Genomic DNA, 24,497 nt, shown 5'->3' on the forward strand with positions numbered 1-24,497 from the left:
TGTATCACTAATATACTGAAACATATCTTCATGAAATAAAGACCATTTACAGCAATATTTCTTTATTAGGAAACAGTCGGCAAGGAGATTTCTACAATCTTTAGTTATATTATAGTGTTCTTCTGACTCGAAATGTAAAATTGTATTATTCATGAAATACCTCAAATCCTTCAAGAGTTACAAATTTCATTTGGTGAAGTAAAAATGAGCCCATATCAGTTAAGTTGATTGAGTCATTAAAAAGATGTAAAGTTTCAATCAGTTTTTTCTTATGACTTTCTATTCTGCAGCAGTCTATTTTTGGGTTACTTTCATTAATATTCTTGTGTCTTGTATAGAGTATTATTCTTGATAAAACAAAAGCGGAGTGATATACGCCTATTGCTGGCCTATCATAGTTCCTAAATGGACTTTTTATTAAATTTTTTGATATTACTAATGGATCTACTAATTGTTTGATATACAGATCAATATGGGACATTTCATGAATTAAATTTTCCATATAATCAATGACTTCCCAGTGTTTCTTGGGGGCTATAATAATGGTTCCGAGAAATTTAATTGAAGAGGATGCGATAAAATTATCACATTTCACAATCAAAATATCATTAATATACAAATTCATTGCATAAGATAAATTTTCATTACTCATACAAATGTTATTTATTGCCACCAGAGTTTTTTTATATATTTCTTCGTCATCACAATACTCGAATTTTGATAAGTTATCATTTTGTTCAACCATATTTTTGTTGATTAACTTTATGGTATAATCATATTTATTCTTATTTTCTAATGAGTATAGCTTTACTTTTTTTTTCCATTCTTCTCCTTTATTATCTAGCAAAGCAGTATCACAATTAATTGAGTTTAAGCTATATTGCTGATATTTGTTCCAGAGATTAACCTGAAAATCTATCACATTCTTATTAATTATGATAGAAAACAGCTCGCGTTTAGTGACAGTCATAATATTGCTCTCCAATTAGTTCCAAACTCGTAGGATTTAATATTTTTCTTTTGTTGAGTAATTCTACAGGAGTAAAAGGGTAGAAATAGCTAATGATGCTATTCGATAATATTGATGCAAGTAAAGAATTAGTTGAAGCGATAGAGCCCTGAATTGTGGTGGCTTTTATTTTTTTGTATTCTGATATTGATGATATGTAATTCTCTATAGATGATGTGTTGTCTAATAAGGGCCCTGCACTAACGATATCATAACCAACTGCCCCATAGATAATTGGAATGTTATGCTTTAGTGCATATCTGGCTGTATATATAGAAGAAATGATAACAGGAGTGTCTATGGATGAAATTATTATATCTACCTTTTTTGAAAAGAAATCAAGAGATTCTTCTGAGTCTAGTTTTTTTATATGGATATTTATTTTTAATTCTGAATTTATTTTCTTCAGTTTTTTTTTAAGAGCTGTTACCTTGAATTCACCAATGTCGCAATTGTCAAATGCGAATTGTCTATTTAAATTAGTTATATCAACTTTGTCATAATCTATCAGCGTTATTTCACTAAAACCTGATGTGGCAAGACAGATAGCAATATGAGATCCAATTCCACCACACCCAATAATAAGAGCATGCAAGTCTTTTTTAAATTTAAAGGGAACTTCGATAGTGGATAAATGATAATTTAAAAATTCATAGCTTTTTTCCATTGAGGTTTCTTTATAATCATCTAAGTACGAAATAATCAATTTTGTATCTTTTAGTTTACTATAAATTTTTTGGATTAAATTATCTTTGCTGACAAGTTTCTTTATATGTTCTTCATCTATTCCTTGCCTTAAAGACTCTATAAAAGAAATTATCTTTTCTGATTTCTCTTGAATTTTTAATTCATAAGAATTCTTGCCGTGAAGAAGCAATGAATTATCTTTTATTATTATGGCTGCGTTAAGTTTATATATCATTTGAATTTACCTTTCGTGTTATATATTCACCTATAGTCATGAGAGTTTCTTCGGATAGATCTTTTGTGCAGAAATATCCTGTTGGAAAAATAAAAAGAGGAATATATGCGCATTGTTGTCTCAGATGTAGATCAATCAAAGAAAATATCTTTTCTTGAATTAATCTGTCACTACAGAATATGAGTTGTGAATAATATTTTTTTATCTTATTAAGGTGTTTTTCTGAGGTGATACCACGACTTATGTCTGTTTTTATTAATAGTATAGGAGAGCATCTTAGTGATTTTCTTATCTCAAATCGTAGGTGAGTTCTAGATACCCATTGACCATAATTATCTTCCTTTATTTCTAAAATTATATTAAACTCTGAAAGTTGTCTCTTTAGATATAATAGTATTTCTTTGTTAGGATAAAAATCCTCATAGGCTATACTAAGATGAAAAGGTAAATCTAATTTTTGAGCGGATGTTGATTTATTTTCAATGTAGGGAATATCATAGATATAAAGGTATGAATCTATAGGGTTTAACATATTGTTAAACTTTTCATCTATAGCTTTTTTATTAATACATGTTGTTAATATATGTTTAACATTTTCATCTAGAATGAAGAATTCAGTGCCTGGCGTGAGTAATGTAATTAATTTCTCTTCGTTTTTTTTGAAATTAATATCATGACAATTATTTCTATAAAAATTTAAGTCAAGCCCTGTATCACAGCTAACATCTATATCATTTTTTCGAAATCTCTCGGCATATTTATCATCCTCAATAAGCATGTAATTTATAGTGCTGATAATATTTTTATTTTCACATAACTTGTAGAATCTATTTGTTGTTAATTTATATTTTTGGTTGTTAATTTCAGATATTTTATATGGGCCGGCAGTAATATCTTTATGTTTTTTGTGCATTGGAGATATATTTATTACACATAGATAATTTAAGAAGAAGACGTCTTTATATTTAAGCTCTATTGTTAGAGTATATTTTTTTATGCTCTTGATTCCCAAGTAATTTGATTCAAAATTAGAAAATTTTTCATAACCTTTTATTGCTGTAAGTAATTTATTATAGCGATTGTTTTTATCTCTACAGATGGTCCTTATTGAATGACAATAATCTTCTGCTGTAACTTTTTCACCATTACTCCAATAAATATCATTCCGGATATTTATGGTTATGATTTTACCACTTTTATTCATGAAATAATCCCTTGCGGCGAGACAAATGATCTCTTTTCCTTTTTCATAAAATAGAGGCAAAGCAGTTTTTAGAAATATTTGCTCACCACTGTAATCACTGACGGAAAATAATTCTGGATTATATGGAAAGCTATCTACTCCGATATTAATGCTGGTTTTCATATTAACTCCAGTTATAATATTTTATATTGTATGATAATCAATTTTAGTCAATGTTTTTATTGAGCATCTTATTGTAAAGCTCCATTTTCTCATTAAGTAAAGATATATGTTTTTTGGTAAACTCTAGATCTTCTTCTATTGAATTTTTTACTTCTTTAGATATAACAATTTCTGGATGATAGATATCATTGATATAGTTCTTGAATGCTATTTCACTGGAATATGTATCTTTTGAAATATAACTTTGATAATTATGGAAAAATCTTATAGAGTGTTGTTTTGCAGTAAATCCACCTGTTACCATAATATTATCTTCTGCGTTATGTATTTCATGAACCCATCCTGTTGGAATATAAAGAATAGTTCCTGGTTTTAGAATAAATTCTAATATTCTGATTTGTTTTTTATGTAATCTTTTGATAATTTTATCATCAAATAAAGAATCACCCATTTTAATATTATGTCTGCTTGACGGGGAGATTGCTCTGAATATTTTTATTCCTTTGACCATTAATATCCAGGCGCTAGTAGAAAAACAATCAATATGAAGATCACAATTAATTCCCTTCTTACCGAAGAATATCCATCTTCTGCGAAATTGCATGTGCTTTGGTAATTTATTTATAAAGTCCTCTGGATGCCAGTTCGGTAGAATAAAATCATTGTCTAATTCTGGTAAAGTTTTTTGATAGCTCCATCCTGTCATATATGGGCAATCTTCACCTTTTTGTATTATTTCTATATAATCGCTAATGGGGATCTTTCTGGTAATATTGGCTGGATCATTTAAATCATCGCTGACCTGGCATAAAATTTCTCTTCCTTTTTCCTTAAAGAAATCGAATGACCATTTTTTATATATTTCCATATCCATATTCATGCCAGAGAATTGGACAGGTAATGTTTGATTGAAATAAATATCTTCGAATTTATCTCTGGTTATGGAGTTTATGTCAATGATATTAGGATTTTCTATATTCATATCTTCACCTTCTAAAATGGATAAATGGCCATATTTTTAGATATGACCATATTTTTTAGTTAATTTATTAACAACGATGGACGGCTAGTAACAAATCATTCTCGATTTCAATTTCAGCAAGTTGAATATTTTCGAAGGAAACTTGTACATCCATATCAATTTCTTGTGCCAAGTTTGGCGTATAAGAACGAAATTCTTTACTTTCGAAATCTTGCATAGCAACTCCTTAATTTATTTGTGGGTTAAATGTTATACATTATGATTGATTGATTATTAATTGTTACTGCGGTTGAAAATATAAATATTATTTTTTAACGCATCAACAATAATTATTATTTTTTGTGATGCACGTCGAAAATATGAATTTATTTCTAAAAATTAACAATAATATAATAACCATTTTTATTATTTTTCATATTATCATTTTATTCGCTAATATTTATTCTTTTGAAGAACAATGTAGAAAGTTTTTCCTGATTATCACTTAAATTCAGCTCCCATAGGCGTATACTTAAAATAAGTCTGTGTGGAGGTAAATGAAAATGGCTAAAAATCAGATTCAATTCCAAAAAGGCATTTCTATTCATGAGTTTATTTCATTATATGGTCATGAAGAACAATGCCAGAAACAGGTGTTCGATATGCGCTGGCCTACGGGGTATCACTGCCCTCATTGTGGGCATGATAAGTATTGCCAGTTAAAATCTCGTCTCCTTTATCAGTGCAATCAATGCCATCATCAGACATCTTTGACAGCCGGCACATTGTTTTCTGCGTCAAAATTACCTTTAACTGTGTGGTTTTTGGCGATTTATCTCATGACTCAGGAGAAAAATGGGATTTCTGCACTTGAATTGTCACGTCAACTGGGCATTTCCTACAACGTGGCATGGCGTCTGAAACACAAGCTCATGAAAGCAATGAAAGAACGGGATGACGAAAAGCCTCTCGGCGGGTTTATTCAGCTTGACGACGCATACTGGGGAGGGGCTCAGCATGGCCCCCGAGGGCGAGGGGCAAAAGGGAAATGCCCTTTCGTTGCGGCAGTTTCAATGAATGAAAAGGGCCACCCTATGTTCATGCGTTTCAGCGTTGTGAAAGGGTTTAAGACCGGGGAACTGACCCGTTGGGCTAAAGTGCATCTCAAACCAGAATCTCTTGTTATTTCAGATGGATTAGCTTGCTTTCGGGGGATTGAGCAAGCCGGGACTTTCCATTTGCCCCTCGTTACTGGCGGTGGAGCGCAGAGTGTTAAGCTTCCTTATTTTCAGTGGGTTAACACAATGATAAGTAATGTAAAAAATTCGATACGCGGAACATATCATTCGATTAGCAAAAAGTATTTACCTCGTTATCTTGCCGAATTCTGTTTCAAGTTCAATTGGCGCTTTAACCTTAAAAAAACATTCGAACAGCTTATTTATTCATGTATCCGGACAGCACCTATACCTGAGTATTTACTCAAGCTAGCTGAGATTCGATGGTAATCAGGAAGTTTTTTGCTAATAAGATTTGTCCCGTAATGATATTCTGTATTGGCAACAGGGGGTAACTTGATAGAGAGTGACTAACTTTGATTTTTTACTCTTTCCACAAAATATGGTAAATCGGGTGAGATTTTTCCCGGCAAATGAGGATACGGGCAAAAACATCGTTGATCTCAGCGTCTTCAGATTCTGCTAGCCCGATAATCACTTCGGCAAAAAAATCAGGATTCGGATAAAAATCCACGAGTCCAAGCCACTCATCAGAAGGGGGCAGTAATTCTGCGCCGCCACGTACTTCGAATTGTAAACTAAACAGTAGAATATCCGCGGGATCGAGGTTAGATGAAGCCAGTTCAAGAAAGATGTCATAGGCTTTCTCAAGGGTTTCATCTTCTGTCATTCGGTTATTGAGGTCTAAATCCATAGTTTGTGAGGATCTGTTGTCCATATTGATTTATTTGTAGGTCATGATGAAGAATTAAAACATGTTGCAGCGTTGATTGGTACCCCCGTCTTTACAAGACGAGGGTGTTGGTCACAGTAGTGGGCTAAAAAAGTAACAAATACGTTCAATTATACGATGCCACAAAGGGCGCTGTTCCCACTCCTTGGTTTCCAGCAATGTAGAATGGGCGATATAATCGTATTGCACCAGAGTCAGATCATTACCAAAGTTTTCATCATCGATTACTACGGTAATTTCAAAATTTAGCCACAGGCTCCGCATATCGAGATTCACTGAACCCACCATGCTGAGTTGACCATCAACTAAAACGCTTTTGGTATGTAGTAAGCCATCTTCAAACTGGTAAATCTTAACACCGGCATTTAACAGTTCAGCAAAAAATGCGCGGCTTGCCCAACGAACTAAGAAGAAATTATTTCTGCGTGGAACGATAATAATGACTTCAACCCCTCGTAAAGCTGCGGTGCAAATAGCATGTATCAGGTCATCACTGGGAACAAAATAAGGGGTAGTTAAAATCAGTTGCTTACGGGCAGAGAAAATAGCCGTCATTAAAGATTGTTGAATCAATTCCTCAGGGAATCCGGGGCCGGATGCAATAACCTGAGTTGTGTGCCCACTGGCCTGTTCAAATGGCATAATATTGTTATCTGGTGATGGCGGAAAGATACGTTGACCTGTTTCCATTTCCCAGTCACAAGCGTAAATAACTCCCATCGTCGTGGTGACGGGTCCTTCCATACGCACCATGATATCTATCCATTGCCCAACGCCGGCATCTTGTTTAAAGAAGCGCGGATCGACCATATTCATGCTGCCGGCATAAGAAATATAATCGTCTATCAAGATAATTTTACGATGCTGGCGCAGATCCATTCGGCGTAAAAATAGACGGAATATGTTGACTGGCAAAGATTCAACAAATTCAATTCCCGCTTGGCGCATGATATCCGGGTATTGGCTACGGCAATATAACCAGCTACCGGCTGAATCCACCATAATACGGCATCTGACTCCTCGGTGTGCTGCGGCCATAAGAGCATCAGTCACTTGCTCAACCAAGCCGCCGGATTGCCAGATATAAAACACCATATCAATGCTGTGTTTGGCATTCTCAATATCTTTGATAATGGTTTTCAGTGAATGGTCATAGGTTGTCAGTAGTTGGATCTTGTTACCTTTAACGCCTGCAAGCCCTTGCCGTCGTTCGCAAAGCTGGAATAAAGGCGTCGCGACTTCACTATTTTCCGTGGCGAAGATATGACGAGATTTACGCAGTTCTTCAAGCCATATGGTTGTTGAAGGCCACATGGCTTTTGCTTGTTCAACTCTGCGTTTTCCCAAATGCAACTCACCAAACGACAGGTAAGCAATGATTCCAACTAAGGGAAGGATATAAATAATCAACAGCCAGGTCATAGCAGAAGTGACCGGCCGGCGTTTTATCAGTATGCGTAAGGTGATACTGGCAACAATCAGCCAATAAAAGAAAATAGCAAGCCAACTTAGGACGGAATAAAAGGTTGTCATATTCGGCAATCAATCCTGTTTTGTTCGAACATCTTTGGTGGCGTTTGACACGGTTTCCTCAAGACACGGGATATAAACGATCTAATTAACCCGATGAATTTACCAAAAAATCGGCAAATATACTGCAAGCATCATACTTGATATTGGTCATTTCGCATTATTGATATAAAAAGTACTATCCAGATACGCCTTGGATATCTTTTTTAAAGGCTTATAATGAGCGTGATGTTTTTATAGGTATGACTTTATGAAACGTGGTCGGAATGAAGTAGGGCGGTGGCGGATGTTACGCCAGAATCTTAACCGTCGGCGCCGTTGGCTGGAAGGGCAATCAAGACGTAATTTACGTATTTATTCACTACGTAAATTAAATGGTTATAAACAGCGTCGAGCTTTATTGTTTGTTCAGCATGGCGAATGGATACATTGAAAAAATAATATTTTTGGCCTTATATTCACGCTCACCTACAATCTTTATTGAATATGATTGCTATTTGCATTTAAACTAGCTGTCATTCGAGGATTGACTATTATGCTGCTAATCAAGAATTCCCTTATGCGCTGGATACGTTGGCCAATACTGTTATCAATTTGTTTGCACATTTCTGTTGCTGTTGCCCTTTTTTGTTCTGCAATACCGGAAAAGCAGTCTGATATTGCATTTATGTCTGTCGCTATGATTCAGTTAGCGGCTGAAGAAGCTCCTGTTTCGGAGCCGGCAGCACCTGAGCCTGAATCAGAGCCGGAGGAGCCGGAGCCTATTCCGGAACCGGTAATTCCAAAACCAGAGGTGAAGAAACCGGAAGTGAAGAAAAAGGTTGTTAAAAAGCAATCTGAACCCATTGAAAAGAGAGCTGAACAACCGGAAAAACCGCAGTTTAATCAGAATGCGTTGGCTAACCGTACTGATAATAATCAGAATAAACCGGTGGTTAAACCGCAGAATGGGCCAAGGGCATTAAGTAAAGCGTTACCTGTCTACCCATCCAGAGCTTCAGCATTGGGTATCGAAGGCTATGTAAAAGTCAAATATGATATTGATGAAGATGGACGGGTAAAAAATATAGAAGTCATTGGCGCTAATCCACCCAATGTTTTTGAAAGGGAGGTGAAAAAAGTCATGAGAAAATGGCGCTTTGAAAAAATACCGGCGATTGGTTATATCACAACCGTCGAATTTAAAATTACGGGTATATCTCAATCCTGATTGTCGGGGATATGCAAATAAAAAAGGAGCCTGATTAACACGCTCCTTTTTCCATTAATAATCGGCCTTATTCGCGAGTGCTGCTGGTGAGTTGAAAGTGGGTTTTGCCTTCTGGCAATCGACGAGAGGTATTATCTTCATTAACCGCAACATAAGTGAATACTGCTTCGGTTGCACGATAGCGTTGACCGACAGGTTCAGAAGCGACTTTCTTCACCCAGACTTCGATGTTGATGGTAATCGAACTGTTACCGGTTTTGAGACAATGTGCATAGCAGCAGACGACATCACCAACGGCGACAGGTTTGAGGAAAGTAATACCATCTACTCTGACAGTGACAACACGGCCTTCCGCAATTTCTTTTGCCAGAATTGCACCACCAATATCCATTTGTGACATTAACCATCCACCAAAAATATCTCCGTTGGCGTTGGTATCAGCGGGCATAGCCAGTGTGCGGAGGACTAACTCTCCGTTAGGTAATTGTTGTTGTGTCATTGAAAACTTTACTTTATTTGATGAAAAAACAATACCTGCCTACAGACGATAGCAGGCAGGTATCCATTTGAATGGGGTTACTTCTGTTCGCGTGGCAGGTGACGGTAAATATATACTACACTGAGCACGGTGAAAACCAGAGTCAGGGCAGTCAGACCAAATACTTTAAAATTAACCCAGACATCTTGTGGCAACCAGAATGCGACATAAATATTAGCCAGTGCACAGGCGGTAAAAAACAGAGCCCATGCCATATTGAGTTTGTTCCAAACAAAATCGGGTAAAACTAACTCTTTTCCTAGCATTTTCTGAATCAGAGGTTTTTTCATAAACCATTGGCTGCCTAGCAGGGCTAATGCGAATAATGCATAGATCACTGTCACTTTCCATTTGATAAATAGATCACTGTGGAAAGCTAAAGTTAGAGTACCGAAAACAGCCACCATGATAAAAGTAATCAGAGAGGATTTCTCTACTTTCCGATAGATGAAATAAGTAATAGCGACAGCTAAACCGGTGGCGGCGATCAACGCTCCAGAAGCGTAGAAAATATCATACATTTTGTATACGACAAAAAAGACGACTAAAGGTAGAAAGTCTAAAAGTTGTTTCATATTTGAACCTATTGTAATTCCGGCGTTTAATGATCATCCGACTTTAGTCATTGAATGAACTAGCAGCAACAGTATGGTCTTATCTCTCAATAAAAAAGATTTTTATCGATCGGTTTCGCATAATTCTATCATAAAGAGCGGCGTAATTAACTTCCGGTTGTCAGTGGGCATATAACGCAGCATTATAACTAAAACCCGTTGAAAAATAAGAGGGCATAAACCAGATGCAGTGGAAAAAACTACAGCGTTGGATGCCAGGGTTGGGCAATTTTTCTCATTATCGCAAGGAATGGTTTAGTCATGATTTAAGAGCCGGGCTTTCTGTCGCCGCGGTTGCTCTACCGGTTGCTATTGCTTACGCCGAATTGATGGGAATAAGTGCAATTATCGGTCTTTATGCATGCATTTTACCCATGTTTGCTTATGCATTATTTGGTACTTCAAGACAATTGATTGTCGGGCCAGATGCAGCAACGTGTGCCGTTATTGCCGCGGCTGTCGCGCCATTGGTGTTTGATAATGAAGATGTCCGCTGGCAGCTTACGATTGTAATGACCTTAATGACCGGAATATGGTGTGTTCTCGCCAGTCACTTTCGATTAGGCGCGTTTGCTGATTTTCTTTCCAAACCGATTTTGAAAGGATTAATGAACGGTGTTGCATTGACAATCATTGTGGATCAGTTAGCTCAAGTTTTTGGTTTTGCTGGCTTTCCGGCGGGATTGATTGAACGAGTGATCGCATTGCCTGCTAAGCTAATGAGTACTCATTTACCGACGCTAGCAATGTCTGTTGCTACGGTGTTGATTTTGTTTGCTGTGCGTTTCTTGCGTCCGACTTGGCCGGGACCTTTGTTGGCAATGGTATTAACGACGTATGTAAGCTGGCAATTTGGTCTGGAGAAATATGGCATTCAGATTGTTGGTAGTGTCAGCGGTGGGGGATTACCTGTTGTGCCAATGCCCGATTTCCAGCCAGGCATTATGCGTGAGCTAGTTATCCCATCGTTGAACCTTGCTGTTATCAGTTTTGTCAGTTTTATGATGACGGCCCGTAGCTTTGCCAGTAAAAACGGTTATCAGATTGATGCAGATTGTGAACTTAGAGCTTTAGGCATTGCGAACATTGCTTCTGCTTTATCACAAGGATTTGCTGTTAGTGCTGCTAGTAGTCGTACTGCGGTTAATGATGCGATTGGTGGGAAAACGCAATTGGTCTCTGTTATCGCAGCGACCATTATTTTGCTGGTTTTGTTATTTATGACAAGTTTCCTGGCTTATATCCCGTTGTCATCTCTTGGCGTGGTGCTGATTTATTCGGCATCGTCACTGTTGGGCTTACGGCGGATCTGGTCACTGAGGAAAAGAAATCATCAGGCATTTACTTTATCACTATTTACATTAATTGCCGTGCTGGTGGTTGGCTTGATTAATGGTGTTGGTTTCGCCGTTCTGCTTGGTTTATTACAGTTTTTGCGGATTATATTCCGCCCGACAGATCAGCTCTTAGGGGTGAATGACCAAGGAATGATTCATTCAATTAATCATGGCAATGATATTAAGCCAATAGATGGTGTGATGATGTATCGGTTTAATTCACCATTGACTTATTTCAATGTCAGCTATTTTAAAAAGCGGGTGTTACAGCATGTTGACAGGATTCAAAAACTTAACAAGACGCAAAAACGTCCGGGTTGGTTGGTTGTCGATGCGGCTGTGAGTTTTACCTACGATGATGTCAGCGTATTTGCCGCGATTGATGAGTTGATTAGTGAATTGAAAGTAAGAGATATCACATTGGTGCTTGCCGGGCGCCGGACAGAACTTACTCGCTGGATAAGACAGAATAAACTGAAAAGTAGTGATGACGATCTGATTGTGGTACCTGATCTCTATTTTGCGGTACGAATGATCCAAAGTAAGCCTGAATGGTACTCTAATTACATTAAAAGATAATAATTTACAGTTGGTTGTTCACTTGAAGTTCGTTGAATAAAAGCATATGATTAGATCATAATAAACAAGGAGGTTTTAGTAATGCAATCTGATTCAGGTTTGGACGTCTTGCTTGGGTTGCATGGTCAGAGAGTTTATCGAGATGATGGTTATTGGTGGAAAATTGAGGTATGGACAGTTAAGCCGACGAATTTCATTCCACATGGTATTCGTTATAACTTAACGCTACATGACAAATACAACACGCGAGTATTTGGCATGGATAATGCGCACGCAATTATTTCACCAAGGAGAAGTCAGTATCGAGGACGATTGGTGTATGACCATGTTCACAGAAACTCCATAGATAAAGGTGTTCCGTATGAATTTACTTCTGCATATCAGTTAATTGAGGATTTCTTTACTAAAATTGATGAAATTATCGCTGAACGCGAAAAAAGAGGGTAATACGATGAAAGCACTCATTGGCGTGATGAATGAAGAACTTATACGCAAGCGCACATTGGCTATTATTAAGGGTGAATATATTGTTCAACCTGATGAGCCTAAGATTTGGTTTACTTCCATGATTGCGCTTGCTCAAGTACTTAGCAGTGATAATATTGCGCTTCTGCGTCTTATCGATGAGCACAAACCAGAGACAATCGCAGAGCTGGCTAATCTATCAGGAAGGAAACCAAGCAACTTGTCAGTCACATTAAAGACACTTAGCCGACATGGTTTTGTCACGCTTGAAAAAAGTAATAAAAGTGTAAAACCAAAGGCGCTGTTTACTGACTTTGAAATAAAAATTGAGCAGGAAATCAGTGAAAGGGTGATGTCATCTTGTGGGGCTAAAAATATAGCAGCTTGAAATAGTAAATTTAACACCATGTAAATGAATACAACGTAAACTTGTTTATAACTTTCAGCCTCATGGTTTTATCACTGTGAGGTCTGATTGAACGATTATTCAGCTATAATAGCGCGTTATTGAGATCAATAAATAAATGTGAGAAATAAAATAATCACATTGATAATTATAATTGAGGAAAATAGTTCTTAATTCCCGAACGTATGATTATTGACCGTCGCTATTCTATTAACTGAGATATCAGATCCTGAATACCTGTATTATTTTAAGATTTCTTGTTAAAAAACAATATGATTGAAGCATTAAGTATTTAATACCACGTTACATTCTGTTTTTCGATAAGTATATTTTAACAAAGCAAATCATTATTACTTGTACAATAACTATTTAGGACGTTCCAATGAAAAAGGCATTGATAGCCTCAGCAGTGGCAGTTGGTTTATCTGTATTCACATTTGCAGCAAACGCCGGTGAACACACGATTTCTGGTGGCTATGCTCAGAGTCATGTGAAATATGATGGTGAAAAGCTCGATGAAAACCCAAAAGGTTTTAACCTGAAATATCGTTACGAGCTGGATAATAATTGGGGTGTTGTTGGCTCATTCACGATGACACATCAGGGTTATGATTACTATTATGGTAGTAGCAAGATTGGTACTGGTGATTTAGATTACTATTCTCTGATGGCGGGTCCTACATATCGCTTTAATGAGTACGTGAGTGTATACGGTCTGGTTGGTGCTGCACATGGAAAGGACAAGAGTGAATTTTCTGCCTATGGCTATAACTTTGAATATAAAGAAAGTAAGACCTCTGCTGCTTATGGTTTAGGATTGCAGTTTAACCCTATGCCAAATTGGGTTATTGATGCATCTTATGAATATTCAAAAGTAGGTGACTACAAAGTAGGCACTTGGGTAATTGGTGCGGGTTATCGATTCTAAATAGTTTTTCTAGTGTAGTCGTTCCTTTAAAGGGAATTCAGTCCAACTTTTGCGATTTGTGTAATCTCATTAAGTGACTGAAGATAATAAATTAATGTTAGCACCAACCTCTCTGTTAGCTTATTAGATAGTTTATTCATCAAGGCTGTCGAAATAATGAAGATAGAGAGTATGGATTTTCATCAGGGATTATTAAAACCGGATATATGTTTTTGACTATTGGTTTAGTGTCCATATGTCTATTTAGTTGAAATTGTTAGTCCATGTTTAGCCATGTAATCTGAAGATTATTCCTTTATTAGTTATCACTATATTCTAGACAAAATTCCCTGTTGTAAGGCAGGGAATTTTTTTGCTTTTATCTCAGCAGTGAAGTGATGAAATGCTAATAAGTACAAAAAATATCCGATTAAGATGAAAAGATTCTTCTGTTACAGGATGGAAAGTGGTTATTACTTGATCTTGTTGAATAGAAACTTAACAAAAAACAAAATTGAGTTGTTTTATATTGATTTTTGATAAATAATCACGGCCCGCAATTAAGTTTTTTCTATATTTTATACAATAATTAGGGCTTTTTAATGAAAAGAACATTGGTAGCTTCAGTGGTGGCAGCAGGTTTATCTGTGTTTGCATTTGCGGCAAATGCTGATGAACACACAATTTCGGGTGGTTATGCTCAGAGTCATATGAAGTTTGGAGATGATAAGGTTGATGATCATCCAAAGGGCCTCAACTTAAAATATCGCTACGAATTGGATAATAATTGGGGTGTTATCAGCTCGTTTACGTATACATATTTGGGTTACGAGTTTTATAGTGGTGGCCGAAAAGTAGCTAAAGCTGATATAGATTATTATTCTCTGATGGCGGGTCCTACATATCGTTTTAATGACTATGTTAGTGCATACGGTATGGTTGGTGCTGCACGTGGAAAGGTTAAGGTCTCTGATTTTGTTCATTCAGAGTCAGAAAGTAATAGTAAAACATCTATTGGCTACGGACTCGGATTACAGTTTAACCCTATGCCAAATTGGACTATTGATACATCCTATGAATATTCAAAACTGGGTGAAACTAAAGTAGGCACTTGGGTAGTTGGCGTAGGTTATCGGTTCTAATCTAAATTCGCTAATTAATATTTGATTAGCTCTCTTTTCTATAGAATTCCCTGTTGAAAAACAGGGAATTTTTTTGCATTTTAGATCAATCCAGATATAACAGCTTATTCTGTTTATCCCCATAGTGTTATCACTATGGGGTTTTGTTTTATATTGATTTTTGTTGTGAAGAGGCAACCAGCATATACAACCGGAACAGGTAAATCAGCAAAATGGCTGAGATGAGGTTATTAAACACACCAAGAATAATCCCTGCCATCTCACTGTGAATGAATGTTAGGCGGTCAATAATAAATACCAGCAACAGCCTTGCGGTCAGCCACAAAAGAATTGCCGGAACCAGCAGACGAATATTAGCAAATGCCAGTTTCCAGCTTATTTTTATAGCAGCAAAAACGCCGCAACGCTCGGCAGTCATAATAACGGGTGATAGAGCTAGTGCGATCGACAAAATAATGCCGGGTACTAGCATCAGCATCAAGCCCAATTGAATTAGCAGGGTGCAGATAAGCAGTAATAGGAACAGTTTCGGTAATTGGCTTGCTGATAAACCAATTGCCTGTAATGAAGAAATACGATTTCCCGCTGAAACTGCCGCGACTAGCGTCAGTACACCACCGACCAGCAGCACGCTGCCAATCATACTTGAGAAAATGGTCCCGATTCCCGCCCGCATGATCATTGACTGTTGCTCTGGGGTCATTTGAGACACCAGCTCCTGAATACCGGCCTTGCCTGAAGTGGCAAACGTGAATTCTGCTTCTGTCAGCAACTTCATCTGTTCGCTGTCAGGAATAAACAGGTGCCCCAATAAAGTGGTAACTAGAGCCGCCAGAACGGCTAGGGTCAGGGTACTTAACAGTTGATTTTTGAAAAAGTTAAAACTGTCACGGTACAGGGTATTCGCCGTGATTGGCATGAAGACAGCTCCTATCAGGTTAAACAACAATGCATAGGGGATGATTGTACCTTGTTATGGGGAAACGTGGATAGTAGAAACAAGATGATGCGGATAAATTGATGGTTAACAGTGATTGTTGATGGTAGAAAAAAGTTCTTCACATTATATTCTTAAGATAAAAATAAACATAAAATTAACCTTATTAAAACATAATGGAAATATAATGATAAGGAAAGATAAAACATCGGAATGAGTATATAAATAAAGGATTTCTAACTGATTAATAATAAATAAACTTTGATCTGGATCAATTTAAAATAATACCTAATTGAAATAATAATATTATAAATATGCGGTTTTACTGAAATTCTTTGAAAGATGTGATCTGTCTTGGATCATAGATTCTAATATATGAGTATATTTTAATTGACTTTAAATCACAGTAATGGGATGAATAATGAAAAAAATTTCTGCATTTGTATTAGCAGCGGCAACTTTAGCACCATCATTTGCTTTTGCGCATGAAGCAGGTGATTTTATTTTCCGCACAGGTACTGCAACAGTAAGACCTAATACGGGTTCTGATAATGTATTAGGGGTGGGCTCTTTGAGTGCGGATAATAATACCCAGATGGGTTTAACCTTCAGTTATATGATTACTGATAATATTGGTTTTGAATTACTGGCAGGGACACCCTTCCAGCATCGGGTAAGTTTACCGGGTGTTGGTGACATTGCTAAAGTAAAACATCTACCGCCGACATTAATGGCACAGTACTATTTCGGTTCTAAAGAAAGTAGTTTCCGCCCTTATGTTGGTGTTGGTCTGAACTATACCACTTTCTTTAATGAAAAATTCAATGGTAATTCGGCCGTTAAAGATAATAACTTGCATAGTCTGGACTTGAAGGACTCCTGGGGTGTTGCGGGGCAGGTTGGTCTGGATTATGAGTTAGATCAGAATTGGATGTTGAACGCCTCTGTATGGTGGGTAAACATTGAAACGGATGTGAAATTTAAAGCAGGTGATCAGCAATATAAAATTGATACCCGGCTAGATCCGTGGGTATTTATGTTTGGGGTTGGTTATCACTTTTAATAAAAAAATGGGGCAGATTTTGCCCCATTTTTTGTATTAAAGTTGAGTGGCAGATTTCATTTTTGATACAAATTCAGCCAGCTTTTTCAGCATTATTTCTGGCTGGGAAAGATTTTCTTCGATAATTTTAACGACGGCAGATCCGGAAATGGCTCCCGCTGCGCCACTCGTTAATGTTTCTTTGACCTGCTCAGGTTCTGAAATCCCAAATCCCTGTAACGGTGGTGCCGCATGATATTCTCGTAGTTTATTGACTAAATGATTTAACGGTTTTTCACCTCGTCTTTCTGTACCGGTCACTCCTGCTCTTGATAATAAATAGGTATATCCGCGGCCATAAGAGGCAATTTCACGCAATAGCTCATCTTCCGCGTTGGGTGGGCAAATAAAAATAGGGGCAATACCATGTTTCATGGCCGCGATACGGAATGGCCGTGATTCTGATATAGGAACATCTGCAACGAGTACCGAATCGACCTCTGCATTTTTGCAACGGCGATAGAATTCGTCTATTCCATGATGAAAAACCAGGTTGGCATACATTAATAAACCAATAGGAATATCAGGATATTTTGCCCGAATTTTTGTTAATAGCTCAAAACAGAGTGTGGGGGTCACATTTGAGGAGAAGGCGCGTAGATTAGCGTTTTGAATAGTTGGGCCGTCAGCCAGCGGATCAGAAAAGGGAATACTTAACTCAAGAGCGTCAGCACCGCTTGCAATCAGAGTATCAATAATTTCCAATGATAATTCCGGGTTTGGATCGCCTAGGGTGACAAAGGGGACAAAAGCACCTTGTTTACGACTTTCCAGTTGTTTAAATAGCTGCTCATAACGTTCCATTAGATTTCCCCTCTGGATTTTAAAATATCGTGGACAGTAAATATGTCTTTATCACCGCGACCGGATAGATTAACGATCAGTAATTGCTCTTTATCAGGAGCTTGATGGATCATTTTCAGAGCATAAGCCAGCGCATGAGAGGATTCGAGGGCTGGAATAATGCCTTCCTCACGGGAAAGGGTTTTGAATGCTGCTAATGCTTCATCATCGGTGATGGAAACATAATCAGCCCGTCCAATACTGTTCAGATAGGCATGTTGAGGGCCAACGGAAGGGAAATCCAGACCGGCGGAAATAGAATAAGATTCTTCAATCTGGCCTTCATCTGTCTGCATCATTGGCGATTTCATACCAAAATAGATGCCCAATTTGCCATGTTTCAGTGGAGCGCCATGCTTACCGGTTTCAATACCGAGCCCGGCAGGTTCAATACCAATGAGGCGGACCGAGGTTTCAGGAATGAATTCAGCAAACATGCCAATGGCATTGGAGCCTCCACCGACACAAGCTAACACCGCATCGGGCAGGCGTCCCTCTTTTGCCAGAATTTGGGATTTGGCTTCTTCGCCGATCATACGCTGGAACTCTCGAACCATCGTCGGATACGGGTGGGGTCCAGCGGCAGTCCCTAATAAGTAGTGGGCTTTATCGTAGCTGCCAGACCAATCACGTAATGCTTCATTGCAGGCATCTTTTAAAGTAGCAGAACCACTGTGAACCGGAATCACTTCGGCTCCCATCAGACGCATACGGAAAACATTAGGGGATTGGCGCTCCACATCTTTAGCGCCCATATAAATGCGGCATTTCATATTTAAAAGTGCGCAGGTGAGGGCGGTTGCTACACCATGTTGACCAGCGCCGGTTTCCGCAATAATTTCGTTTTTACCCATGCGTTTCGCTAATAATGCCTGACCAAGTACCTGATTGGTTTTATGAGCGCCGCCGTGTAATAGATCTTCACGTTTCAGATAAAGGCGGGTTTTGGTGCCTTTCGTCAGATTACGACATAACGTTAATGCTGTTGGTCTGCCGGCATAGTTTTTCAGTAGATCCTGAAATTCTTGCTGGAATTCGGGATCTTGTTGAGCTGCAATAAATGCGGCTTCTAATTGTTCAAGGGCTGGAATAAGGATCTGTGGTACAAATTGTCCGCCGAAATCGCCAAAATAAGGGTTAAGTTTACTCATTGTTCTACTTGTCCATTTATATGAATCGGAAAATTGTTACTTACTGGTAACAGCGTAGAAGCTGAAACACTTTATTTAGTTTATGACTGCTTTTAATGCCAGGTGCGTTTTCGACGCCAGAGTTAAAATCAAGTCCGCAACAGCCATATTTTGCTGCTTGTTGGCAATTTTCTTCATTTAACCCACCGGCTAGCATGACATTGGCGAGTAATTGCTTTTCAAGTAATTGCCAATCGAAACTTTGGCCGGTTCCACCTTTGCCGTTATCCAGTAAATAACGGTCAATATTTCCGGCTTGGGCGTGAAAGTCATCTTTCGACATATCAACTGCTTTCCAGATTTGACAATTTTCAGGCAGGGTTTTTCGCAGTTCAGCAATATAAACTTCGCCTTCTGCGCCATGTAATTGCACCGCAGCCAGAGAAAGGATACGGGCGATATGACTGATGAATGCAGATGATTGATTTTGAAATACCCCTACATATTTGAGATTTGCTGCATTAATAATTTGTTGGGCCTGTTGGATATTAATCTTACGCGGTGAATGCTCAGCAAATATTAAACCACCATAAACAGCACCTGCCTGTAATGCTGCTTTAGCATCTTGTGGACGAGTTAACCCACAGACTTTATTTTCACCCAGAATCAGTTGACGTAATGCTAAGTCCAGATTGGATTGAGCCATTAAAGCACTGCCAATGAGAAAGCCATTAGCATAATAACTAAGATCACGAATTTGTTGATGCTGGTGGATGCCCGACTCGCTGATAACAATTGTTCCTTCCGGTAATTGTGGCGCAAGTTGTTTAGTACGGTTTAAATCAATAGAAAGATCTCTCAAGTCACGGTTATTGATGCCAATAACTTTAGCTTTCAGCGCAACCGCTCTGGCTCGCTCTTCCTCTGAGCTGATTTCCGTCAGTACGCCCATATTCAGGCTATGCGCAAGTTGAGACAGTGCAATATATTGTTGATCATCGAGAACAGAAAGCATTAGTAAAATTGCATCGGCTTGATAATAACGAGCAAGATAAATTTGATAAGGATCGATAATAAAATCTTTGCACAATACCGGCTGGTGAACGGCATCACTGACTAAACGAAGAAATTCATAGCTACCCTGAAAATATTTTTCATCAGTTAATACAGAGATGGCGGCAGCATAAGGCTGATAAATTTTCGCTATTTGAACAGGATCAAAATCCTGACGAATAACGCCTTTAGAAGGAGAGGCTTTTTTGCATTCCAGAATAAAAACCGTCTGTTGACTGCTTAGCGCTTGATAAAAATGACGATTGCTGGCAACAACGGCATCGATAAAACTTTCCAATGGTTGTTGCTGTTTGCGATTAATAAGGTATTCGGCTTTATCATTAACTATTTTCTGTAAAATAGTGGCTTGCATGATTAACTCCTTGTTGCAAGTGCTATGACTCGTTCATAAGCTCGACCACTGTGAATGGCTTCGAGAGCTTGTTGGGTGTTATGACGTAAATTTTCCTGTCCATGAATTTTCATTAACAGGGCAACGTTAGCCGCAACGGCATCAGCATGAGCCTTCTTGCCTCGTCCTTGTAACAATAAACTGAGCATTTCACGATTATCTTCTGGAGAACCTCCTTTTAAAGCGGATATTGGATGATGTTGTAAACCAAAATCTTCAGCGTTTAATTGATAATGGATAATTTCTCCATTATTAAGTTCTGCAACTTGCGTCGGTGCATGTAGTGCGACTTCATCCATGCCGCCGCTGTGAACAACCGCTGCCCGTTGATAGCCGAGAACCTGTAAAGTGCGGGCAATCGGCTCAACGAGCTCAGGGCTGTAAACGCCAATTAAAGCCAGTGGCGGGCGGGCTGGGTTAATTAGAGGACCTAGTATATTGAATAGCGTTCGGGTTTTCAGTTGTTGACGTACCGGCATTGCATGACGGAATCCAAGATGATACTGCGGTGCGAATAGGAAACAGATGCCGATTTCATCGAGTGCGCTACGGGCACATTCCGCGCTGATATCAAGGGTGATACCAAACGCAGCCAATAAATCAGAAGAACCTGACCGACTGGAAACACTGCGGTTGCCATGTTTGGCGACTTTAATCTGGCAAGTCGCGGCGACAAAAGCACTGGCGGTTGAAATATTGATACTGTTTGTACCATCGCCGCCTGTTCCGACGATATCGCAGAAAGTGTAATCCGGCCGTGGAAATGGCAGGGCATTTGCCAGTAATGCTTGGGCTGCACCGGCGATCTCCTGGGGTTGTTCACCGCGTAATTTCATGCTGATAAGTACAGCAGCGAGTAGTGATTCACTTAATTCTCCTTGAATAATAGCTGCAAATAGTTGCTGGCTTTCTTGCTGTGTCAGTGTCTGCGCATTAAACAATTTATTGAAAATAGTCTGCATTTTCATCTTCCCTTTAATTTAGTGCCCAGACCAGAGTTTGTTCAAGTAATTTAGCGCCCTGAGTTGTGAGAATCGATTCTGGGTGAAATTGAAATCCACAAACCTTGTGTTTGTTGTGACGAACCGCCATAACAGTATCGCCACAACGGGCAGAAATAGTCAGTTCGGATGGAATTTTGTTCCCCGCGAGAGAGTGATAACGGGCAACCGGCAGAGGGTTTTCCAGATTAGCGAACATAGCCTGATTGTCGTGTTCTGCCAAAGAAGCTTTACCGTGTAGGATTTCATCCGCAGCGGAAATTTCTCCGCCATAGGCTTCAATAATGGCTTGATGCCCAAGGCAAATGCCGATTACTGGGATTTTGCCGATGATTTTTTGCAGTAATTGAGGCATACAACCTGCGTCAGATGGTTTACCCGGCCCCGGTGAAAGCATCAATAACGGAGAAGAGAGCATACTTAATCGCTGCATAATCATTTCAGTTGCAACAGTATTGCGGTAGATAACCACCTGATGACCATGATTACGTAATTGATCGACGAGGTTATAGGTAAATGAATCCACGTTGTCGAGTAGAAGAATATTTGCCATTAGAAAATCTCCTCGGCCTGATGAGCCTCAATAATTGCTCGAATGACGGCTTTTGCTTTGTTACGAGTCTCTTCGGATTCGGCTAAAGGTTCGGAATCCAGCACAACACCTGCGCCAACCTGAATCGTCGCCATACCATCTTCCACATAGGCAGAGCGAATAACGATACAATTATCCATATCCCCTTTGCCGGTGAAATAACCGACCGCACCGCCATAGCTGCCCCGGCGTTCACTTTCATAGTGAGCGATAAGTTGCATTGCGCGTACTTTCGGCGCGCCAGTAAGGGTGCCCATATTCATACAAGCTTGATAAGCATGAAAGATGTCCAAATCATGGCGTAATGTTCCCACTACGCGGGAAACCAGATGCATAACAAAGGAGTAGCGATCAACTTTTGTCAAGTCAGCGACATAGCGGCTTCCCGGTTCACAAATGCGAGCCAGGTCATTACGGGCCAAATCAACCAGCATCAGGTGTTCGGCTAATTCTTTATCATCTGTGCGCATCTCTAGTTCGGTTCGGCTGTCCAGATCGGCATCCAGCTCGCCGACAGCATTGCGCCCACGGGGGCGGGTACCGGCGATCGGGTAAATTTCAATCTGGCGATTGGATGCATCATATTTAAGTGCGCTTTCAGGAGAAGCGCCGAACAGACAGAAATCTTTGTCCTGCATGAAAAACATGTAGGGACTGGGATTGCAGTACTTAAGTTTTTGATAAGCATGAAGCGGTGCCGGGCAGGGCAGAAAGAAGCGTCTTGATGGCACCACCTGAAAAATATCTCCCTGACGGATGTATTGCTGCAATTGTGCCACCATTTCTGCATAGGCTTTATCATCCCGATTGGATGAAACTTTCATGGTTGGCAGAGAGATTTGTTTTACGGGTTCAGCGGGTTCGGTAATGAGCGTCGCTAATGTTTTTAATCGTTGCTTAAGGCGTTGCTCTTCTGCTTGAGAATTGCTGAAAAGAGAGATTTGCAAACGTGCATTTTTATTCTGGTGGTCGATCACCAATAATGTTTCTGCGAGATAAAAGCAGAAATCAGGACAGCGTTGAACAGTTTTTACGGCTGGCAATGGTTCAAATCCGGCCACCAGATCGTAAGAAAAAAGGCCGCCAACGAATATCGCTTCTGCGCTTGACGAATTGTGTGGTGATAGCCCTTCCGCCAGTGAAAGCAGAGCACGTAGTGCATCAAACACGGATACAGCTTTTAGGCGATTATCTTCATCTATATTGTGATTGATTGGCGGGAAGGTAACTTGAAGAGCATCATGTGTCATTTCAGATTGGGCGTTACTGGCCAATTTGTTGGCTAAAATGGGTAATAAATTCCGGCCATTCTCTGTCAAAGCGTCGAAAGTAACTTGGTTGCCGTTGGCTCTGATACGCAAGGCACTATCGATAATCAGCAGGCTTTTTAAATTTTTTTTGCTGTTAATTTCCGCCGATTCCAGCAATAAAGTTGCTGGTCGCTCACCGCAGAGTTGGTTGAATAGTAGAGTAGGATCGGGTTGATAAGCGGTTTCCTGCTCAATTACTGTGATTTTGGGTTGTTTATCCGTCATTTTTTCGTCCTGTCAATTAGTTACACATATAAAAAAACCCGCTTGTTAGGCGGGTTTTGGTAATTTGGCACTGTTGATTTATGTGCGTGACCATACCGCCCTTACTGGGAAGTTATGCCACCAACGGATAGACGTCATAAATACAGCCATTTTCAGTGCCTCTTTAGTATTGATATAGATGGTATACAAGGTAATAGCATTCTCACTCACTTGTGTACTAGTAAACTGGAACGAAATTGGTGTGTCAAGTATTTTTTAGCACGTTTATTAATTTGTGCAATTAGAGGTAGAACTTTAGTCACTAAGTGGTACTAAAAAGAACGATCAACATACAGATAATTAATTTCCCACATACCCAGTTGAGAAAATCTGATCAAAGGTCGTTTTTTAACCCTAGTTTAATATGGCTAAAGAAAGTTGAAAGTTAATTGGTGGATATCTTAGTTACGGTGTAACAAAAAATAATTAATAGTTAGAAAGTGATTATTGAAATTTAATAAGATTATTATGTTTCTGTCATAAATAACTCATATTTTCATTTTATGATATATATTTGATAATATTAAATATATAAATCACATTTAATAAAAAGAGAATTTAGCGATAGAAAATTTTGGTTAAGAAGAATAATTTGGTGTATTTTGTTTGAGTCAATAGGCGGGAGAAAAAAAGAGATTATTAATTTTTATATCTGTATATGAAAAAAAGAGGTTTAGCTAGTGTTACTATGAGAAGTAGTATTCATGGCTCTAACATATCGTGTTATCTAGAAATTAGATCTTTATAAGTTAAAGCTATGTAATATTTTGTATCTAATACGTTATAAGTATTCCAGGGGGAACGATTTGTAATCTGAATACTTATTAAAGCTCTACTTAATTCTGGCATAGGTTGTCATGATTAAACTCTGTGATGTTTAAAACAATTGTACTATT

Annotated in this window: 25 protein-coding genes and 1 other annotated feature; of the genes, 9 read left to right on the forward strand and 16 right to left on the reverse strand. The window is 38.7% G+C overall.

The features are described 5' to 3' along the window. Positions 1–145: 145 nt before the first annotated feature. The 5 genes from EAE90_RS15520 to EAE90_RS15540 all read right to left on the reverse strand — a co-directional run bounded on the left by EAE90_RS15520 (position 146) and on the right by EAE90_RS15540 (position 4,496). Positions 146–970, reverse strand: a complete 825-nt coding sequence (locus EAE90_RS15520) for an aKG-HExxH-type peptide beta-hydroxylase (protein ID WP_214054221.1) — start codon at positions 968–970, stop codon at positions 146–148. Then, the gene (locus EAE90_RS15525) at positions 957–1,931 is read right to left on the reverse strand and encodes a ThiF family adenylyltransferase (protein ID WP_214054222.1); all 975 of its coding nucleotides are present in this window, start codon (positions 1,929–1,931) and stop codon (positions 957–959) included. The genes EAE90_RS15520 and EAE90_RS15525 overlap by 14 nt, the downstream gene beginning before the upstream one ends. Continuing rightward, positions 1,921–3,297 (reverse strand): ABC transporter substrate-binding protein, encoded by a 1,377-nt coding sequence (locus EAE90_RS15530; RefSeq protein ID WP_214054223.1) that lies wholly within the window; start codon positions 3,295–3,297, stop codon positions 1,921–1,923. The genes EAE90_RS15525 and EAE90_RS15530 overlap by 11 nt, the downstream gene beginning before the upstream one ends. Before the next feature lie 43 nt (positions 3,298–3,340). Then, positions 3,341–4,279 (reverse strand): cupin-like domain-containing protein, encoded by a 939-nt coding sequence (locus tag EAE90_RS15535; RefSeq protein WP_214054224.1) that lies wholly within the window; start codon positions 4,277–4,279, stop codon positions 3,341–3,343. A 67-nt stretch (positions 4,280–4,346) separates the two neighbouring features. Continuing rightward, entirely contained in the window at positions 4,347–4,496 is a 150-nt protein-coding gene (locus EAE90_RS15540; RefSeq protein WP_214054225.1) for a hypothetical protein, read from the reverse strand. Positions 4,497–4,821: 325 nt separating this feature from the next. On the opposite strand from EAE90_RS15540, the gene EAE90_RS15545 reads away from it, so the two are divergent. Next, on the forward strand, positions 4,822–5,766 hold the full coding sequence (locus EAE90_RS15545) for an IS1595 family transposase (protein WP_214054226.1): 945 nt from the start codon (positions 4,822–4,824) through the stop codon (positions 5,764–5,766). Positions 5,767–5,860: 94 nt separating this feature from the next. Here EAE90_RS15545 and EAE90_RS15550 read toward each other — a convergent pair whose 3' ends face one another. Continuing rightward, positions 5,861–6,190: an HI1450 family dsDNA-mimic protein gene (locus tag EAE90_RS15550; protein ID WP_214054249.1), complete on the reverse strand. Its 330-nt coding sequence runs from the start codon at positions 6,188–6,190 to the stop codon at positions 5,861–5,863. Between the two features lie 111 nt (positions 6,191–6,301). After that, positions 6,302–7,762: a cardiolipin synthase gene (gene cls, locus EAE90_RS15555; protein WP_214054227.1), complete on the reverse strand. Its 1,461-nt coding sequence runs from the start codon at positions 7,760–7,762 to the stop codon at positions 6,302–6,304. Between the two features lie 247 nt (positions 7,763–8,009). Between cls and EAE90_RS15560 the strand changes: the two genes are divergently transcribed. Together EAE90_RS15560 and tonB are read left to right on the forward strand one after the other, a co-directional pair. Continuing rightward, positions 8,010–8,192 carry a YciY family protein gene (locus EAE90_RS15560; protein ID WP_214054228.1) on the forward strand — a complete coding sequence of 61 codons (183 nt, stop codon included), beginning with the start codon at positions 8,010–8,012 and terminating at the stop codon, positions 8,190–8,192. Between the two features lie 102 nt (positions 8,193–8,294). Next, positions 8,295–8,969 carry a TonB system transport protein TonB gene (tonB, locus tag EAE90_RS15565; protein WP_214054229.1) on the forward strand — a complete coding sequence of 225 codons (675 nt, stop codon included), beginning with the start codon at positions 8,295–8,297 and terminating at the stop codon, positions 8,967–8,969. Positions 8,970–9,036: 67 nt separating this feature from the next. On the opposite strand, the gene yciA is transcribed toward tonB, so the two are convergent. Together yciA and EAE90_RS15575 are read right to left on the reverse strand one after the other, a co-directional pair. Beyond that, positions 9,037–9,468 carry an acyl-CoA thioester hydrolase YciA gene (gene yciA / locus EAE90_RS15570; RefSeq protein WP_214054230.1) on the reverse strand — a complete coding sequence of 144 codons (432 nt, stop codon included), beginning with the start codon at positions 9,466–9,468 and terminating at the stop codon, positions 9,037–9,039. Between the two features lie 77 nt (positions 9,469–9,545). Next, positions 9,546–10,082, reverse strand: coding sequence for a septation protein A (locus EAE90_RS15575; RefSeq protein ID WP_036777126.1), 537 nt, complete (start codon positions 10,080–10,082; stop codon positions 9,546–9,548). 224 nt (positions 10,083–10,306) lie between these two features. Here EAE90_RS15575 and EAE90_RS15580 point away from each other — a divergent pair, with 224 nt between their 5' ends. The 5 genes from EAE90_RS15580 (at position 10,307) to EAE90_RS15600 (ending at position 14,957) form a co-directional block, all read left to right on the forward strand. Further along, positions 10,307–12,037 (forward strand): SulP family inorganic anion transporter, encoded by a 1,731-nt coding sequence (locus tag EAE90_RS15580; protein WP_214054231.1) that lies wholly within the window; start codon positions 10,307–10,309, stop codon positions 12,035–12,037. An 81-nt stretch (positions 12,038–12,118) separates the two neighbouring features. Next, positions 12,119–12,484 carry a toxin-antitoxin system TumE family protein gene (locus tag EAE90_RS15585; protein ID WP_214054232.1) on the forward strand — a complete coding sequence of 122 codons (366 nt, stop codon included), beginning with the start codon at positions 12,119–12,121 and terminating at the stop codon, positions 12,482–12,484. A gap of 4 nt (positions 12,485–12,488) precedes the next feature. Continuing rightward, positions 12,489–12,890, forward strand: coding sequence for an HVO_A0114 family putative DNA-binding protein (locus tag EAE90_RS15590; protein WP_036777240.1), 402 nt, complete (start codon positions 12,489–12,491; stop codon positions 12,888–12,890). A 400-nt stretch (positions 12,891–13,290) separates the two neighbouring features. Continuing rightward, complete coding sequence (locus tag EAE90_RS15595; protein WP_214054233.1) at positions 13,291–13,836, forward strand: Ail/Lom family outer membrane beta-barrel protein; 546 nt, start codon at positions 13,291–13,293, stop codon at positions 13,834–13,836. Between the two features lie 581 nt (positions 13,837–14,417). Beyond that, on the forward strand, positions 14,418–14,957 hold the full coding sequence (locus tag EAE90_RS15600; RefSeq protein WP_214054234.1) for an Ail/Lom family outer membrane beta-barrel protein: 540 nt from the start codon (positions 14,418–14,420) through the stop codon (positions 14,955–14,957). Between the two features lie 148 nt (positions 14,958–15,105). Here EAE90_RS15600 and EAE90_RS15605 read toward each other — a convergent pair whose 3' ends face one another. Next, positions 15,106–15,876 carry a YciC family protein gene (locus EAE90_RS15605; RefSeq protein WP_214054235.1) on the reverse strand — a complete coding sequence of 257 codons (771 nt, stop codon included), beginning with the start codon at positions 15,874–15,876 and terminating at the stop codon, positions 15,106–15,108. A 439-nt stretch (positions 15,877–16,315) separates the two neighbouring features. Between EAE90_RS15605 and ompW the strand changes: the two genes are divergently transcribed. Further along, positions 16,316–16,957, forward strand: coding sequence for an outer membrane protein OmpW (gene ompW / locus EAE90_RS15610; protein WP_036805710.1), 642 nt, complete (start codon positions 16,316–16,318; stop codon positions 16,955–16,957). A gap of 36 nt (positions 16,958–16,993) precedes the next feature. On the opposite strand, the gene trpA is transcribed toward ompW, so the two are convergent. From trpA to EAE90_RS15640, 6 genes are read right to left on the reverse strand one after another with little or no spacing between them, the layout of a single operon-like run. After that, entirely contained in the window at positions 16,994–17,800 is an 807-nt protein-coding gene (gene trpA, locus EAE90_RS15615; RefSeq protein WP_214054236.1) for a tryptophan synthase subunit alpha, read from the reverse strand. Further along, positions 17,800–18,990 carry a tryptophan synthase subunit beta gene (trpB, locus tag EAE90_RS15620; RefSeq protein WP_214054237.1) on the reverse strand — a complete coding sequence of 397 codons (1,191 nt, stop codon included), beginning with the start codon at positions 18,988–18,990 and terminating at the stop codon, positions 17,800–17,802. The genes trpA and trpB overlap by 1 nt, the downstream gene beginning before the upstream one ends. A 40-nt stretch (positions 18,991–19,030) precedes the next feature. Then, a complete protein-coding gene (gene trpCF, locus EAE90_RS15625; RefSeq protein WP_214054238.1) occupies positions 19,031–20,395 on the reverse strand; it encodes a bifunctional indole-3-glycerol-phosphate synthase TrpC/phosphoribosylanthranilate isomerase TrpF in 1,365 nt (454 codons plus the stop codon). Between the two features lie 2 nt (positions 20,396–20,397). Further along, positions 20,398–21,396: an anthranilate phosphoribosyltransferase gene (gene trpD / locus EAE90_RS15630; RefSeq protein WP_214054239.1), complete on the reverse strand. Its 999-nt coding sequence runs from the start codon at positions 21,394–21,396 to the stop codon at positions 20,398–20,400. A gap of 13 nt (positions 21,397–21,409) precedes the next feature. Further along, on the reverse strand, positions 21,410–21,988 hold the full coding sequence (locus EAE90_RS15635) for a glutamine amidotransferase-related protein (protein ID WP_214054240.1): 579 nt from the start codon (positions 21,986–21,988) through the stop codon (positions 21,410–21,412). Continuing rightward, positions 21,988–23,562, reverse strand: coding sequence for an anthranilate synthase component 1 (locus tag EAE90_RS15640; protein ID WP_214054241.1), 1,575 nt, complete (start codon positions 23,560–23,562; stop codon positions 21,988–21,990). Before EAE90_RS15640 ends, EAE90_RS15635 begins: the two co-directional genes overlap by 1 nt. Before the next feature lie 28 nt (positions 23,563–23,590). Next, positions 23,591–23,691: a sequence feature (Trp leader region), on the reverse strand. Between the last annotated feature and the right edge of the window lie 806 nt (positions 23,692–24,497).

Source organism: Photorhabdus caribbeanensis (genome assembly GCF_018448885.1).
Taxonomy (GTDB): Bacteria; Pseudomonadota; Gammaproteobacteria; order Enterobacterales; family Enterobacteriaceae; genus Photorhabdus; species Photorhabdus caribbeanensis.

Bases quoted from the DNA above. Each gene is read 5' to 3' on its own strand.
- EAE90_RS15520 (WP_214054221.1), bottom strand. From the start codon at position 970: ATGACTGTCACTAAACGCGAGCTGTTTTCTATCATAATTAATAAGAAT.
- EAE90_RS15525 (WP_214054222.1), bottom strand. From the start codon at position 1,931: ATGATATATAAACTTAACGCAGCCATAATAATAAAAGATAATTCATTG.
- EAE90_RS15530 (WP_214054223.1), bottom strand. From the start codon at position 3,297: ATGAAAACCAGCATTAATATCGGAGTAGATAGCTTTCCATATAATCCA.
- EAE90_RS15535 (WP_214054224.1), bottom strand. From the start codon at position 4,279: ATGAATATAGAAAATCCTAATATCATTGACATAAACTCCATAACCAGA.
- EAE90_RS15540 (WP_214054225.1), bottom strand. From the start codon at position 4,496: ATGCAAGATTTCGAAAGTAAAGAATTTCGTTCTTATACGCCAAACTTG.
- EAE90_RS15545 (WP_214054226.1), top strand. From the start codon at position 4,822: ATGGCTAAAAATCAGATTCAATTCCAAAAAGGCATTTCTATTCATGAG.
- EAE90_RS15550 (WP_214054249.1), bottom strand. From the start codon at position 6,190: ATGGATTTAGACCTCAATAACCGAATGACAGAAGATGAAACCCTTGAG.
- cls (WP_214054227.1), bottom strand. From the start codon at position 7,762: ATGACAACCTTTTATTCCGTCCTAAGTTGGCTTGCTATTTTCTTTTAT.
- EAE90_RS15560 (WP_214054228.1), top strand. From the start codon at position 8,010: ATGAAACGTGGTCGGAATGAAGTAGGGCGGTGGCGGATGTTACGCCAG.
- tonB (WP_214054229.1), top strand. From the start codon at position 8,295: ATGCTGCTAATCAAGAATTCCCTTATGCGCTGGATACGTTGGCCAATA.
- yciA (WP_214054230.1), bottom strand. From the start codon at position 9,468: ATGACACAACAACAATTACCTAACGGAGAGTTAGTCCTCCGCACACTG.
- EAE90_RS15575 (WP_036777126.1), bottom strand. From the start codon at position 10,082: ATGAAACAACTTTTAGACTTTCTACCTTTAGTCGTCTTTTTTGTCGTA.
- EAE90_RS15580 (WP_214054231.1), top strand. From the start codon at position 10,307: ATGCAGTGGAAAAAACTACAGCGTTGGATGCCAGGGTTGGGCAATTTT.
- EAE90_RS15585 (WP_214054232.1), top strand. From the start codon at position 12,119: ATGCAATCTGATTCAGGTTTGGACGTCTTGCTTGGGTTGCATGGTCAG.
- EAE90_RS15590 (WP_036777240.1), top strand. From the start codon at position 12,489: ATGAAAGCACTCATTGGCGTGATGAATGAAGAACTTATACGCAAGCGC.
- EAE90_RS15595 (WP_214054233.1), top strand. From the start codon at position 13,291: ATGAAAAAGGCATTGATAGCCTCAGCAGTGGCAGTTGGTTTATCTGTA.
- EAE90_RS15600 (WP_214054234.1), top strand. From the start codon at position 14,418: ATGAAAAGAACATTGGTAGCTTCAGTGGTGGCAGCAGGTTTATCTGTG.
- EAE90_RS15605 (WP_214054235.1), bottom strand. From the start codon at position 15,876: ATGCCAATCACGGCGAATACCCTGTACCGTGACAGTTTTAACTTTTTC.
- ompW (WP_036805710.1), top strand. From the start codon at position 16,316: ATGAAAAAAATTTCTGCATTTGTATTAGCAGCGGCAACTTTAGCACCA.
- trpA (WP_214054236.1), bottom strand. From the start codon at position 17,800: ATGGAACGTTATGAGCAGCTATTTAAACAACTGGAAAGTCGTAAACAA.
- trpB (WP_214054237.1), bottom strand. From the start codon at position 18,990: ATGAGTAAACTTAACCCTTATTTTGGCGATTTCGGCGGACAATTTGTA.
- trpCF (WP_214054238.1), bottom strand. From the start codon at position 20,395: ATGCAAGCCACTATTTTACAGAAAATAGTTAATGATAAAGCCGAATAC.
- trpD (WP_214054239.1), bottom strand. From the start codon at position 21,396: ATGCAGACTATTTTCAATAAATTGTTTAATGCGCAGACACTGACACAG.
- EAE90_RS15635 (WP_214054240.1), bottom strand. From the start codon at position 21,988: ATGGCAAATATTCTTCTACTCGACAACGTGGATTCATTTACCTATAAC.
- EAE90_RS15640 (WP_214054241.1), bottom strand. From the start codon at position 23,562: ATGACGGATAAACAACCCAAAATCACAGTAATTGAGCAGGAAACCGCT.